At 69.7% G+C, this 13,818-nt stretch carries 10 protein-coding genes and 1 pseudogene; 6 read left to right on the forward strand and 5 right to left on the reverse strand.

What is annotated here, in order from left to right; all coding sequences use genetic code 11:
* Window positions 1-433 precede the first annotated feature (433 nt).
* From ACVTJA_RS19000 to ACVTJA_RS19010, 3 genes are read left to right on the forward strand one after another with little or no spacing between them, the layout of a single operon-like run.
* Complete coding sequence (locus tag ACVTJA_RS19000) at window positions 434-1,876, forward strand: hypothetical protein (protein WP_465837993.1); 1,443 nt, start codon at window positions 434-436, stop codon at window positions 1,874-1,876.
* On the forward strand, window positions 1,866-4,058 hold the full coding sequence (locus tag ACVTJA_RS19005) for a hypothetical protein (RefSeq protein WP_465837994.1): 2,193 nt from the start codon (window positions 1,866-1,868) through the stop codon (window positions 4,056-4,058). Before ACVTJA_RS19000 ends, ACVTJA_RS19005 begins: the two co-directional genes overlap by 11 nt.
* Window positions 4,055-5,386 carry a hypothetical protein gene (locus ACVTJA_RS19010; protein ID WP_465837996.1) on the forward strand — a complete coding sequence of 444 codons (1,332 nt, stop codon included), beginning with the start codon at window positions 4,055-4,057 and terminating at the stop codon, window positions 5,384-5,386. Before ACVTJA_RS19005 ends, ACVTJA_RS19010 begins: the two co-directional genes overlap by 4 nt.
* Before the next feature lie 170 nt (window positions 5,387-5,556).
* On the opposite strand, the pseudogene ACVTJA_RS19015 reads toward ACVTJA_RS19010, so the two are convergent.
* The 5 genes and pseudogenes from ACVTJA_RS19015 to ACVTJA_RS19035 all read right to left on the reverse strand — a co-directional run.
* Window positions 5,557-5,817, reverse strand: a pseudogene (locus tag ACVTJA_RS19015) (IS4 family transposase); the annotation flags it as partial.
* Between the two features lie 199 nt (window positions 5,818-6,016).
* Entirely contained in the window at window positions 6,017-6,754 is a 738-nt protein-coding gene (locus tag ACVTJA_RS19020) for a dienelactone hydrolase family protein (RefSeq protein WP_465837998.1), read from the reverse strand.
* Between the two features lie 25 nt (window positions 6,755-6,779).
* On the reverse strand, window positions 6,780-7,946 hold the full coding sequence (locus ACVTJA_RS19025) for an iron-containing alcohol dehydrogenase (RefSeq protein ID WP_465837999.1): 1,167 nt from the start codon (window positions 7,944-7,946) through the stop codon (window positions 6,780-6,782).
* A 1-nt stretch (window position 7,947) separates the two neighbouring features.
* A complete protein-coding gene (locus tag ACVTJA_RS19030; protein ID WP_465838001.1) occupies window positions 7,948-8,265 on the reverse strand; it encodes an antibiotic biosynthesis monooxygenase in 318 nt (105 codons plus the stop codon).
* 84 nt (window positions 8,266-8,349) lie between these two features.
* Window positions 8,350-9,576 (reverse strand): heparin lyase I family protein, encoded by a 1,227-nt coding sequence (locus ACVTJA_RS19035; protein WP_465838002.1) that lies wholly within the window; start codon window positions 9,574-9,576, stop codon window positions 8,350-8,352.
* Window positions 9,577-10,101: 525 nt separating this feature from the next.
* Between ACVTJA_RS19035 and ACVTJA_RS19040 the strand changes: the two genes are divergently transcribed.
* The 3 genes from ACVTJA_RS19040 to ACVTJA_RS19050 all read left to right on the forward strand — a co-directional run bounded on the left by ACVTJA_RS19040 (window position 10,102) and on the right by ACVTJA_RS19050 (window position 13,808).
* Complete coding sequence (locus ACVTJA_RS19040; protein WP_465838003.1) at window positions 10,102-12,312, forward strand: AAA family ATPase; 2,211 nt, start codon at window positions 10,102-10,104, stop codon at window positions 12,310-12,312.
* Window positions 12,313-12,348: 36 nt separating this feature from the next.
* Complete coding sequence (locus ACVTJA_RS19045) at window positions 12,349-13,311, forward strand: L,D-transpeptidase family protein (RefSeq protein ID WP_465838005.1); 963 nt, start codon at window positions 12,349-12,351, stop codon at window positions 13,309-13,311.
* Between the two features lie 101 nt (window positions 13,312-13,412).
* On the forward strand, window positions 13,413-13,808 hold the full coding sequence (locus ACVTJA_RS19050; RefSeq protein WP_465838006.1) for a hypothetical protein: 396 nt from the start codon (window positions 13,413-13,415) through the stop codon (window positions 13,806-13,808).
* The last annotated feature ends 10 nt before the right edge of the window (window positions 13,809-13,818 follow it).

Consider the following 13,818-nt stretch of genomic DNA (forward strand, 5'->3'; position numbering starts at 1 on the left):
GGGGCTGTAGCACTCTCACATTCAGCTGCTCCATGCTCCGCAGCGGGCCGCGCGGCCTCATGCGCGGGCCGAGCAGGAGCTACGGGGGCTGTAGGCCCCCGACCCGGTGCCGAACAACCGCGGAGAGAACGAGCAGGTGCTTGCCTCGGTCCTCATTCACCAGCTCAGGCTGACTCAAGCTCCGCCCTTCCCATCAACCGTGGTTCGCCACCGCCGCGCAGGTCGCTGATGGCCATCAACATGCCTGGCACGAGGTGGAGCATCTGCGCTGATGGCCATCACCCAGCCGGTTCACACGGCCATCAACAAAGGTGCGCGGCAACAGGCGACTCCCGCAATGCAATGCATTCACCCCGCAGCCCGGCGCCCTGCCGGACTGAACGGGAAGCCTCTGTCCATTGTCCCGCCGCTGGGGCCTTCACAGGAGACGTCGATGCTCATGCGCTGGGCCGTCGTGTTGCTGCTGCTGCCCGTAGCTGGGTGGGCCGAGGAGATTGCCTACCCTGAAGACTACGTAGCGGATCAAGAGGAAGACACCGTCCTCCTCGAGCCAGACGTGGACGAACTGCTCGGGCCTTCCATGGACGAGGGTGACGCGCAGCCCGAGGAGGCGCCTCCGGCCTCGTCCGGCTCGGGCTCTCGCTGGGCGGACCGGCTGAGCCTGGAGACCACGACATGGGCGCTACTGCCTCGACGTGGGGCGGGGACGGAAGAAGGCTTCATGCAGGTGCACCCGCGGCTGGAGGTCGTCAAACCAGGCCTGCTCCAGCTCGAACTGGGCGCTCCGGTGCGACTGCGCATGTGGGGCGGCGAGGCGGGCGCCAGTCTGGTGCGGAAGGAGGACTGGGACGAGTTCTCCGATTGGGGCCAGGTGGTGCAGAACCTGATGGTGGGAGGCGACGCACCGAACTTCGTGTGGGTGGGCTCCCTGGAGTCATACACGCTGCTGTCCGGGCACTTGGTGCGCCGCTACAACAATCGGGGCAACCCCAACTACAACCCGGCCGGGGCGGTGGTGACGGGCATGCTGAGGCCTTTGTACGTGGAGGCCTTCGCCTCGGACGTGCTGGGCGCGCGGCTGATGGGGGCGGAAGTCGTCCTGGACATGCAGCACATCCTCTTGGGCCGCCAGCCGTACCCCATGCAGTACACGCTGGCGCTGTCCGCGGTGCATGACTGGGGCAAGGCCGGAGGGACGTCGGAGCCGATGACGCTGGCCCACCTGGATGGGACGGCCATTCTCGTGCGGCGCCGCAATCCCGAGGGGGGCTTCGAGCTGCAGGCGAATGCGGGCTGGGGCGGACGTCCCGGCGAGGGTGGCGCGTGGGGCGCGGTGGCGGGGCTGGGCGCGGAGTACCTGACCTCGAGGATGGACCTGCGAGCGCGCCTGGAGGGCCGCCTCCAGCGCGGAGGCTTCCGGCAAGGCGCCTTCGGCCCGGACTACGAACTGGCGCGCTTCCAGATGGCGGGCCCGGACGCCTTGCCACAGGCGGACACGCCCTTCCCAGACGGGTACTCGGCCTACGGCGAGGTGATTCTGAGCTGGGATGCGGAGAGCCTGGGCGTGCTGGGGCAGCGCCACTTCCGGCTGACAATGGGCACCGAGGTCTTCAACTGGGGCCGGGTGGACGTGGACGGCCGACTGGAGACGCAGCTCATCCATCGGAACCTCTCGGTGGGGGTGGGCGGCGTGGCGGTGGGCGCAGGTCAGCCGGGAGCGCGCTACCTCGCCTCGGCCGAGGCGCGATGGCGCTTCCTGGGCGGGAAGCTGTACGCGGTGGGGCAGGGGGGCACGCTGCTCTTCCCGACGGCGGAAGGGACGCTGCGGCCAGGCGCCTTTGCTTCCGTGGGGATGGGGGTGGACAATGCGCGCTGAGCGGCCTTGGCGCGGCGGGCTTGGCCTGGCGCTGGTGGTAGCCCTTCTGGCCTCCGGGTGCGCCTCGTTGCCGGCGAGGCCGGGCCAGGTGGGCCGTGGGGCGGACCTGGCCTTCAGTCCCTTCTCCGCGCCCTCCCAGGCGGCAAGAGGTGCGGCGACGGGTGTGTACCAGGGGGAGGTGTCGGGCTCCGCGGATGGGACGCCGGAGCCGGCGCCGATGGGCTACCGGCGAGGGCCTATCGGCAATGCCGTCAACGGGAAGGGGGCGCGGGGCTCGGACGGGGAGGGCGGCGCCTTCGCCTGTGGCGGCAAGGCCCTGCTCTCGGGCTGGCCCCGCATGGGCTCCAGCCGGGAGGTACTGGCGCCCTTCCTGGCGTGTGCTTCGCCCGCGGAGTTCGTGGCCATGCAGCGCGGGGTGGACATGGCCGCGCTGGTGGAGTCCCTCACCGGCTGGGACGCCGTCCGCCTGGGGGCTCTGGGGCCTCTGGACGCGCAAGCCTCGGCAGTGCTGGGCCGCAAGCGCGCGGCCTTCCTGGTCACGGCCACCGAGAAGTACGGCGTGCCGTATACCGAGGTGCTCGCGCTCTTCGTCCTCCACTCGGCCTTCGACGACGAGCTGAGCGAGGTGGTGCAGCTGCTGGCCCGCGACAAGCAGCTGGGCGAGACGCTGGGCGCCATGGCCGCCGTCCGTGAGGAGCTGAAGCGGCGGGGCCTGGAGCTGGAGGGCTTCCCGGAGCGGGGCGAGCAGGCCCGCGACGTGCTGCGCGGGCTGGGTCGCGCGGGCCGGGACATGCTCTCCAGCACATTGGTGAGCGGTGAGGCCCGGTACACGGAACTCATGGCGATGCGTGGGCAGATGCCGCCGCCCTACCAGGCCGCCCTCGACGAAGTGCAAAAGGCGTTGATGGAGAGGCACTACTTGCCGGGAAGCGTCTCGGCGGGGGCCTTTGACCACCTCACCTTCGGTGTGCCGGTGGGCTTCTATCACCTGGCGGTGGGGACGGGGCACGGGGCGTACTCGCTGGCGCAGGGCAAGTACGAGCAGGCCACGCGCGAGCTGGCGCCGGCCGCGCTGGCGGTGGCGGTGTACGCCGGGGGCAAGGGCGCTCGCGCCCTGGTGGAGTCGCGCGGAGGGCTGCGGCGGCTCCAGATGCCGCCGCTCGACGTGGCCGGCATGAAGGCGCTGATGGCGCGCCTGGAGGAGCAGCTCGGCATCACCGCCGCGCGGGACTTGCTGCGCTACCTCCAGGCGAGCCGCGAGGGCGCGCTGATGGCCGCCGAGTGGGGTGAGGCGGGGCTGTTGGCGCTGTACGAGGCCCGCGGAAACCCCGCGAAGGCGCAGGCGGTGCTGATGGAGACGGCCAGCCGCGAGCCCGCCCAGCCCATGGCCACACGGGGCTCGGCGGGGACGCGGGCCGTCAACCTGGACCTATTCGCGCAGAACGCCGAGGTGGGCGCTACGGAGGCCGCGAAGGCGAAGCTGTTCCTGGCGGAGCTGGAGTCCTCGGGCCCCCGTCTCCCGAAGGACGTGAAGCTGCTGAAGGAGATGGCGCCCAAGCTGAACGAGCCACCTCCGGGAGTCGAGAAGGGAGCGCCGCTCTGGCAGGAGTACGTCGCCTACCGCAAGCGGCGGCTGAAGGAGATTCGGGACGGTGAGGCCGTCAAGGGACCCCTGAAGTGGGAGGGCTACGGGGGGATGCGCGCCTACTATGCTCGGGGAATGGCATTCGAGAGGACCATGGTCGCCATCCTGGAGGCGGACGCTGCGTTGCCCCGCTCACAGCGGCGCTGGCTCGGCGACTTCGAACAGCCTCGAATCGAGACGCACGTGGGTGTCTCGAAGGTGGACTTCCGGTATGCCGACGTCCTCGTCATCGAGGAGCGCCCTCCGCCGGGCCAGCCTCCTCGGGTGGAGACGTTCAGCTTCAAGAGTCGTGACCTCAGCCTCCTGAAGAGTGAGGAACTGGAGGTGCGGGTGAATACAGATGCGAGCAACGCAATGAAGTACTACGGTGGGTCGCTCAAGATTCTTCGGGAAGGTATGCGGCAACAGGCGGATGTTCGGAGGGTGCGCCTTGTCTATGAGGGACAGGACCTTCTGCCTAAAGATCAGAAAATGTTTAGCGACGCGGCGAGGCTGGCAGAGAATAGGATTAAGGGCGTGGAGGTGGAGCTTCAATGAGTCTGCTGACACTGCATGACTTGAATGGAGTGGATAGTCTGAACTTCACCTTCGAGGGGAGCTTCGATGCGACCGAAGGGGTTGAGCGCGCGTTGACGCCTCTACTCGATGCTCTTGAAAAGCAAGCCGAAGCTTGGATGCCAACAATCGTCAAGTCTGGGCGGAAACGAAAGTACTCCCGAGAGGCAGTGTGGCGTGCGCTGGAGGAACGGCGCGATGAATACGGATCAATCATCGGGTTGTATCGTTTGGAGAATCCCGCAGTGTCGCTGGCTCTCAATCTCATGCTCGCGCAGGGCGAGTCTAGCTTGCACGCCCGTCTCGACGTGCAGCCGCTCCCCTTCTTTCAGGAGGAATCTAGCCGCAGCCTTGTGGCAGTGGCGCGCGCATGGGCATCTCGATATCCGGCTGCTCATGCATCGGCCCATAGCATTGCAGACGAGCAGCTGGCTGGCTCTCCCAATTTTGGTCGTAAGGGGCGAGATGCGCGAAGAGATGGGTTCGACAAGATTTATGAGTTGTTTTGGCTGAACATCTTCGGGCCGAAATTGGTGGAGTCAGTAGGCCGCGAGCGGATGCTCTCGACGCCTGCGCACCTTGTGGAGGAGTTGCCCAACGGCTCCGTACTCCTAGTGCTACGGCCCACTGCCGCCGAGTTCGCCAGTGAGGAGGCTCGCGTGGCCCAGGCCCGTGCGCATGTCCACCTGCGGCCGGACCTCGACTTCAACACAGTGCTGCGCGCGCTGCGGGAGCGCAGCGCCGCGCTCGTACCCGTCGAGCCGCGCTTCCACCCTGACGTGGCGCCGTTCCTCTCGCGGCTGCCGGACGAGTTCGCCATCAGCGAGCGGCAACGGAAGATTGCCGAGCTCAACGCCTTCCAGCCGCCGGTGCCGGATGAGTGGCTGCCGGGCGCTCTTCCATCGGACGTGGCGAATCCGGAGCGCGTCCTCGAATCCTACGGAGACCTGTCCGAAGGTCTCGTGGCAGCGCTGCACACGAAGGTGCCCTCCATCATGGACGAGACGGCCGAGTCGCTCACGGACCTCGACTTCTACTTCTGGCGGGAGAACTTCCCGGAACGGTACACGCGCGAACTCATCGACAGTCACACAGCTCCGGCGCTTGGAGCCTATCTGGGGGACGTGCTGGTGCGGCGGTTGGGAGGGACGTGGGTGCTGCGGCAGAAGCTGGAAGAGTCCCAGGTGCGGGTGGGTAAGCGCGTCTGGCTGCCCTTCCTTCGGGCCCGCCGGTACATGCAGTCCCGCCAGTCGCTGCTGGACTACTCGCTCACTCAGTTCTTCCATGAGGCGGAGCGGTACCGGCCCTGACTGCGGCGGCCGGGCAGGGCGTGGGGGACCGAGGCAGAAGCTGGAGGAGCCTGGGCGCGCGTCGGCGGGCGCGCATGGCAGCTCCTGCCTTACACTCGCACCCGATAGCCCGAAGCCCACGACGGCTGCTGGAGCTTCAGCTGCTCCAGTACCGGCCGCAGCCGCTCCCCGCTGCACTGCACCCACTCTCGTACCACCCGCGGCTCGGTGTGGTGCACCTTCTCGTACAGCGCCTGCATCGACACCTTCAGCCCCTCGCTGGACTGGGCCGCCGCATGCAGCGACGGCCGCAGGCCCAGGGCCACCAGCGCCATCAGGTCCACCTCGGTGGAGAAGAGCAGCTCGCGCGTGTACTGCCGCTGACGATGCTGCTCGAACAGGCTGTCGAGCCACTCGGCACTCAGGGCCCGCTGCATCAGCAACCGCGCCATGACGGGCAAGGGGCTGTGCTGCACGAAGCGCTCGAAGACGACGTCCAGGGCCATGACTCTCCCTCCGGCCATACCTCCCGGAAAGATGCTCTCGCGGACCTCTCCCAGCGCCGCTACCTTCAGCGACCGCTTCCTCTCCTGCCTCCCCGCCCGCCAGGGAGACTCTTCCTTCACCTTGAAAGGGGGGGCTCTGAGCGCTTCAGCCCGGTAGGTTCCGTCCGAACAAGTCCACCAGCCGCTGCCAGTGCTGCTCGGAGGCGTCCTTGTCGTACGCGCCCGCGCCCGCCACGGCGTAACCGTGGCGCTTGCCCGTGAAGAGCTCGGAGCGGTGCCTGACGCCGGACTCCTTCAGGGCGGCCTCCAGCTTCTGGATGGCCTCGGCGGGCATGGAGCCGTCGTTGTCCGCGTGGCCGAAGTACAGCTCGCCCTTCGCCCTGCCGACGAGGCGATGCGGACTCTCTGGCGCGTCCGTGGCCAGTCGTCCGCCGTGGTTCGAGGCCGCCGCGCCGATGCGGTCCGGGAAGTCCGCCGCCATGCGCACGGCGATGCCGCCGCTCATGCAGTAGCCGACGACGCCCGCCTTCGGCCCCTTCACCTTCGGATGCTTCGCGAGGAAGTCGAGCTCCGCGGCCGCGTCCAGCTTCTGCCGCTCGGGCGTCAGGCTTCCGATGAGCCCATAGATGCGCTTGCGGAATGGCTCGTCCTCGAAGGAGCCGTTCAGGTCCAGCTTCGACGCATGAGCCTCACGGTAGAAGACGTTGGGCAGCAGGACGACGTAGCCCTCATTCGAGAGCCGCCGCGCCATGTCCTCGAACACGGGCCGGATTCCAAAGGCATCCACCAGCATGATGACCGCGGGCCACGGGCCGTTGCCCTCCGGGTACACCAGCTTCGCGTCCAGCGTTCCGTCAGCAGTCTTGATGTTGATGTCTTCCATACGCCTCTGTGACCTCCACCAGGGGTTACATCGAACGGGTGGCAATCTCCGTGAGCTCCGCGTCCGTGAGCGCCAGGGGATTGGCCTTCATGCTGCTCGCGGCCTTCGCCTTCGCCACCAGCGCTGGCACCTCCGCCGCCGTCAGTCCGTAGCGTCCCAGGCCCGGCACGCGTAGCGCGGCGCGCAAGTCCTCCACCCACGCCAGCGCATCCTCCGCGCGCGCGTCGGGCCGGCCCGTGAGCAGCACGGCCACCTCCTGGAAGCGCGGCACGGACGGGTGCTCCGGCGCGCGGGCGCGCAGGGCCCGCAGATTCACATCCAGCACGGCGGGCAGCAGCGCCGCGCACACCGCGCCATGGGGCGCCTCGAACATGCCGCCCACCGGTGCCGCGAAGCCATGCACCGCGCCCAGGCCGGAGTTCGCCAGGCACAGCCCTCCGAAGAGACTGGCCAGGGCCAGGTCCTCGCGTGCCTCCGCGTCCGGCCCCTGCAGCACCGCGCGCCGCAGCGAGCGTGCCGAGCGGCGCATGCCCTCGCGCGCCAGGGCATCCGTGAGCGGGTTGGCCCGCGCGGAGAGGAACGGCTCGATGAGCTGCGACAGCGCGTCCAGCCCGCTGGAGGCGAGCACGGCCGCCGGTGCGCCCGTGAGCAGGTCCGGGTCCACCAGCGCCACGCGCGGCAGCATGTGCGGGCTGCGGAGGCTGGCCTTCACCTTCGCCTCCTTCGAGCCCAGCACCGCGTTGCGCGTCACCTCCGAGCCCGTGCCCGCCGTCGTCGGAATCGCCACGAAGGGCAGCGACGGGCGCGAGAGCGGCTGTCCCCGGCCAATCACCTCCAGGTAGTCCAGCGGGTCTCCGCCGTTGGCGGCCAGCGCGGCAATCGCCTTGCCCGCGTCCAGCGCGCTGCCGCCGCCGAATGCCACCACCGCGTCGCAGCGGGACTCCCGCGCCATGGCCGTGCCTTCCCGCGCCAGCTCCACCGTGGGCTCACCGTCCACCGGGAAGACGCGCACCGGCAGGCCGAGCCGCTCCATGGCTTCCTGCAAGCTCCGCGCGCGCGACGGGTCCTTCCCGGTGACGAGGAGCACCCGGCTCCCGCCCAGGGACTTCACGGCCTCGGGCGCTTCGGAGAGGCGGCCGGGGCCGAAGACGATGCGCGTGGCGGTGGCGAACTCGAAGGGGGCGATGCTCACGTCACCACCCGGCGTCGTCGGGGACGCGGTTGATGTACTTCCGGCTGGTGCGCGGCTCCGCCATCATCGGCGCCACCGTGTCGCGCCAGAGGAGGTAGTGCGCCGTCTCCTTGTGCGCGGCCGGGGCCTGGGCATCCCGGTAGACTTCGACGAGCACGAAGCGCGTCGTGTCCTCGGTGTCCTGGATGACGTCGAAGCGCGCGATGCCGGGCTCCCTCACGCTCTGGCGGGCATTGGCCAGGGTGGCCTCGCGGAACGCCTCCACGTGCTCCGGCTTCACGTGGACGTGGACATGGACGACCAGCAGGGAATGGGACATGGCCCGTGAAACTACTCCGGGCCGGCGCCGCGCGGGTGCACGGACATCGGCCCGGAGGCTCCGCTGTTCGCTGTCAGGCAGCGGCTACGGCACGGTGAGCACCGCCGTCGGGCTGAGGACGTCCTCCAGCTTGCGGGCCATGGTCCATCCGTCGTGGTAGACGATGCCCGTCTGGGAGATGGTCTCGTTCCGGTACAGGCCCACCTTCAGGTAGTTGAGCATCCCCGGGAACTGGGTGGCGATGTTGCGCTTGGGCAGCACGAGCTGGCCGTTGAGGTACAGCTCCACGAAGCCCACGCTGGAGTCCGGCGACCACTTCACGTGGAAGATGAAGTCCAGCCACTTGCCGCGCACCAGCGGCGTGCGCCAGACGATGGTGCCCGGGCTGCCGCCGATGTTGAGGCGGATCTCCTCGCTGTACACGGTGAACTCCACCGGCGGCGAGCCCGAGTTGCCCTCGTGGTGCCACTGCGCGAAGAGCTGCCACGTCTTCGCGCTCGGGTAGGTGGCATCGAACATCGTGCTCCAGCGGTAGTAGTACTCGGAGCCCACCGGCTCGCGCGTCATGCGCACCAGCTCGTTCCGGTTGCCGCTGGCGTTGATGGGGTCATCGCCCTGCTTCACCGTGGCCTTGAGGGCGTAGCGGCCCTGGCGCAGCGGTGACGAGACGATGGCCAGCCGGTCCGCGCTCACCATCTGCGTGCTGCTCCACTGGGAGCGGCTGCCCGTCTCGAAGTCACCCACCCAGACCACGCTGGAGCCCGAGGGCGGGGGCGTCGGAGTCGTGGCGGCGCAGGCGCGCGCCTCGGCGATGCTGGCCCAGTCGTTCAGCGTGTTGCCGTTGACGGTGATGCGCAGGCGGCGGGCGGACACGGCCGGGAAGCTGTACGTCTCCGCCGCCGTCGTGGTGCCGCTGCTCCTACCGGAGTACACCGTCGTGTACGTGTTGCCATCCGGCGAGATGGACACCGTGAAGGTGTTGGCGCGCGTGTTGCCGTTGTGCCAGGCGATGGTGGCGCCGGAGACGGACTTCGTGGCGCCCAGGTCGTAGTCAATCCACGAGCCCTTGCCGAGGTTGCTCCAGCGCGTGTCGAGCCGGTCATCCATCGTATTGGCCGGGACGTTGCCGTCGTTGCCGCTGGCGATGACGGAGGTGGCGGTGAGCTGCGTGCAGTTCGACGCGGTGAGGTCCGCGGCCGAGGTGCCCATTGTTTCCGGGGCCTCGCCCGCTTCGGTGGAGGCGTCATAGCCGCCACAGCCCGCGCCGCCGATGCCCAGCAGCGTTCCAACCAGGAGGAGGGTCTTCTTCATTTCAGCTCTCGGAAAGCAAAGCAGACGGGGAGTGAGTCCGCGCCGCTGGGGGCGGGCGGACGCATGTCTGACTTTGCGAGTTGAGGTCTGCTCCAAGGAAGCGGCGAGACCGCCGCACTGCGATGTGAACGAGTATCGGTGATAACTATTTCGTACTCAACACATCGCGCACACGCCTGCCTGCCCTGCAGGGAGGGTAGCTGGGTAATTCATGTAAATTGATTGTATTTGTATATTGCGTCGCACCACTAGAACGAAAGGCCGACACACGCGGTGGAGAGCGGACAGTCGCACAGCCCCGAGGCGCGAGGGGCCGTGGGCCCGCGCGGCGTTACAAGTTCCACGCTGCTCCGAGGACGCGAGGGCTCGGCGCTCCAACCACACCGCATCAATCCGTTACGGGAGGTGGCCATGGCCTCGTCCTCGGGCATCTGTGTTGCCTGTGGGGCTCGAATTCCGGCGGGGGCTCTCGCGTGCCCGCGCGCCTCACCCGGGCGGACACCCGGGGCACTGGTGCGCAGGTGGATGTCCAGCACCTGCGAGCCCCCACTCGTGGGGCGCACGGCTCACCTGTCGCGGCTGGGGGACTTCGCGGTGCAGGTGCGGCGGGGGCTCGGCCGCGCGGTGTGGCTGGTGGGGGAGGCGGGGCTGGGCAAGTCGCGGCTGAAGGACGCGCTGGTGGAGCAGCTCTCGGGAGAGGGTTTCGAGGTGTGGGAGGGGAGTGGCACGGCGCTGCCGGGAATGCCGGGCGGGGCGTTCCGTGAGTTGCTCGAGGCCACGAAGGGCCTGCAGCCGCCGACGGGGGTGGGGTGGGTGTCCAGCGCGGACGCGGAGTTGTTGGCGCGCTTCCTGGAAGGGCGCGAGCGGCAGGGCGTGCCGGCAAGCCTGGCCTCCGAGCGGACCGCGCTGTTCGATGCGCTCTGCCATGCGCTGATGCCGCACCGGCGCCCGAGGCTGCTCGTGTTGGAGGACTGGCAGCACGCGGACCCGTTGAGTCATGCGCTCATGGAGGTGCTGGTGTCGCGGCTGTCGCACACGCCGCTGTTCCTGCTCGTGCTCCAGCGGCCCGGGGGGACGGCACCGGTGCCGCTGTCGGCCGAAGTGCTCACGGTGGGGCGGCTGTCCGACGACGAGGCCTCCGCGCTCCTCTCGCAGCGCGTGCGCTCTCCCGCGTCCCTGCAGCCCGGCGTCCGCGAGGCGCTGCTGCGGGCCGGCGCGGGGCATCCACTGCACCTCCTGCATGTGATGACCTTGCATGAGGAGCGGCCCGCGGCACCGGTGCCGCGCACGGGGGAAGAGGCGCTGATGGCGCGGATGGAGGCGCTGTCTCCCGCGCAGCGCGAGGCGCTCCAGATGGCTTCGGCGCTGGGCCCTTCGTTTCCCCGGCCGGTGCTCGGCGCGCTGGTGGGCGGCTATGCGCCGCTCTCGCCGCTGGAGGCGGGCGGGTGGCTGCGGGCCGTGGCGGGGGGGCGGTATGTGTGGGCGGTGACTCTTCCCGAGAGCGCACTGGACGCGGGAGCTCGCGCGCCGGATGGCGGAGACGTGGAAGCCCACGAGGCACTGGAGCGCGCTGCCTCCTCGTCGCACGCACTCCACCGCCGCGCGGCCGAGGCATATGAGTCGCTGCCGGTGGAGCTGCGTCGCCGGGCCTGCGTGGAGCTGTCGCGCCACTGGATGTCCGCCGACGTGCCGGAGCGCGCGCTGCCGCACCTGCTGGAGCTGGCCGGGTGGCACCGCGCGGCGCTGGAGACGGACTTCGCGCTCGGGGTGTATCGCTTCTCGCTCGGATGGGTGCAGGCGTGGGAGCCCTCCGTGTCGCTCGACTGGCAGCGCGTCCTCTGGGAGCGCAAGGGGGACTGCCACCGGCTCGCGGGCGCTCGCGAGGAGGCGGAATACGCATGGCGCACGGCCCGCACCCTGGACGCGCGCGAGCCGCCGCCTCCCCCGGTGGACCGGACCCGGCGCCTCTACAAGCTGGCCGCCGTGCTGCTCGCGCTGGGGCGCTTCGAGGAGGTGTTCGGGCTGGCGGACGAGGGCCACCGCGAGGGTGCGGAGGCCGTGCCCACGCTGGCCGCGGGGCTCGAAGCGCAGGCGGTGCTCGCGCTCTGCGGGCAGGGCTGCTACGCGCAGGCGAGCACCCGGCTGCGCGTGGCGCGCGAGCGGCTGCGGCTGGCGCCACCGGAGACCGGGCCGGTGCGTGCCGCCGTGGAGGCCGCGCTGCATCGGGCGATGGGCAACGTCCTCATGGGGCAGGGGAGGCCGGAGCGGGCCATCGCGGAGTACCTCGCGGTGCTGCGCTGGAGCGAGCTGGCGGGAGACACGTGGGAGCACGCCACCGCGCTGCTCAATCTCGGTGACGCCCATATGCGCGCGGGAGACCGGGAGCGGGCCACGCACTTCTTCCAGCTCGCGCTGGAGGTCGAGGCGCGCACCGGGGACCGCTGGGGCATGGCGAACACGCACCACGGCCTGGCCCTGCTGCACACCCAGGCGGACGCGCCGGAGCTGGCGAAGGAGGATGCCGTGCGCGGTCTGCAGCTCGCTTCCAAACTGGGGGACCGGAAGCTCAAGTCGCGCCTGCGCTTCGCCCTCGGTCGGGCCCAGTGGCGATTGGGGGAGGTGGAGGAGGCGGGCAAGCAGCTCCAGCTCGCCGCGCAGGACGCCGCCGCCGCGGGCGCCCACTCGGAGCAGCTCCAGGCGGAGGCCGCGCTGAAGGCGCTCGTCGCGCGGCGTTGACGGAACCCCGGGCGAGGCACGAGTGTCCACCTCCCGGTGCCTCTCCTCTTCCTCTTCGTGATGCTGGCCGGTGTGCTGGGGCTTCCGTCCGTCGCGCTCGCGGCGGATGCTCCCGATGCATTCGAGGCCTGGCTGCGTCCTCCCCATCCGCCAGCGGATGGCTTCGCCTCCATGCCCGACCTCCAGGCTGTTCGCGCGGGGAGCGAGGTGCGTGCGCTGGCGCACGGCCGCGTGGCGGAGGTCGGCGACGGGGGACGCTCCGTCGTGCTGGAGCACCTGTACTACGAGAACCATGCGCTGCTGCGCGCCCGCTCGGAGTACTCGGGGTTGGATGGCGTGGTGCTCCAGCCGGGAGCGCTCGTCACGCGTGGGCAGGCGCTGGGGCGCGTGGGGGCGAAGGTCCGGCCCTCGGTGACATTGCACGCGGGCCGGCGTCTCTCCGCGACCGAGGCGCGGCGCTTCGTCGATGCGAGGGAGAAGCTGCCGCTTCCGGCGGAGGAGCCCGCGCTGCTGCTCATCTCGCACGAAGACTTCCAGCTCCGGCTCTATGCGCGTGGCCGTGAGCTGGCGCGCAAGGAGGTGGGCTTCGGCCAGGCGGCGGGGGCCAAGCAGGTGCGCGGCGACAACCGCACGCCGAAGGGCATGTACTTCGTCACGCAGAAGGTGCGCGGTGACATCCCCGGGCCGTACTCGGCCTTCTACGGCGGACACTGGATTCGGGTGAACTATCCCAATCCGTGGGACGCGGACCGTGGCGTGGCCTCGGGCTTCATCGACGCGAAGACTCGCGAGCGGATTGCCCGGGACTGGGCGGCGCGGAAGAACACGGAGGCCTCCACGCGGCTGGGCAGTGGAATCGGCCTGCACGGGTGGGCGGGGGATTGGACGCTGGCGGAGAGCGGCGGCCGGTTGTCCTGGGGCTGCGTGGTGATGCACACGCCGGACATCTCCTCGTTGTATGACCAGGTTCCCGAGGGGACCATGGTCGTCCTCTTCTAGCCGCCATGGACGCCCAGCACATTCCATCGAAGTGGGTCGTGCACCTCCACATCGAGCCCCCGGAGGAGCATGTGTGGCTTGGCTGGAGCTCACTGGCGAGGTTGCTCGAGGACCTCAGCGAGCTGGCGACCGAACCGGACACCTTTGCCCGTGTCGCGTTCTCGGACGAGACCGTCGAGACCCTGAGCCAGTTCCTGGCACGCGTCGAGGAATGCCACGCGGCCCAGGAGCGCTTCGAGAAAAAATCGTTCGAGATGCGGGCCGAGCCGCTCGCCAGCGCCGCCAACGAATTGCATGAACGCGCGGCCCACATCGCGGAGGCGCTGGCCCGGCCCGGGGGAATGCCGACCGTCTCGCGTGAGCACCTGGCCGCGCGACAGTCCTTCCTCTCGGAGTGGCAGACGCTCCAGCACCAGATGGCGATGGGAGGCGGTCCGCGCATGCCCCTGCGCGGCTGCTCGGGCCGCGTGGCGCTGAAGCTCGAATGGGGATGGTAGCCTGACAAAG

The organism is Pyxidicoccus sp. M6 (assembly GCF_055568925.1).

What these genes read in the sequence shown, in the direction of transcription:
- ACVTJA_RS19030 (WP_465838001.1), bottom strand. Translation starts at nt 8,265, where the DNA reads ATGTCCCATTCCCTGCTGGTCGTCCATGTCCACGTCCACGTGAAGCCG.
- ACVTJA_RS19035 (WP_465838002.1), bottom strand. Translation starts at nt 9,576, where the DNA reads ATGAAGAAGACCCTCCTCCTGGTTGGAACGCTGCTGGGCATCGGCGGC.
- ACVTJA_RS19000 (WP_465837993.1), top strand. Translation starts at nt 434, where the DNA reads ATGCTCATGCGCTGGGCCGTCGTGTTGCTGCTGCTGCCCGTAGCTGGG.
- ACVTJA_RS19005 (WP_465837994.1), top strand. Translation starts at nt 1,866, where the DNA reads ATGCGCGCTGAGCGGCCTTGGCGCGGCGGGCTTGGCCTGGCGCTGGTG.
- ACVTJA_RS19010 (WP_465837996.1), top strand. Translation starts at nt 4,055, where the DNA reads ATGAGTCTGCTGACACTGCATGACTTGAATGGAGTGGATAGTCTGAAC.
- ACVTJA_RS19040 (WP_465838003.1), top strand. Translation starts at nt 10,102, where the DNA reads ATGTCCAGCACCTGCGAGCCCCCACTCGTGGGGCGCACGGCTCACCTG.
- ACVTJA_RS19020 (WP_465837998.1), bottom strand. Translation starts at nt 6,754, where the DNA reads ATGGAAGACATCAACATCAAGACTGCTGACGGAACGCTGGACGCGAAG.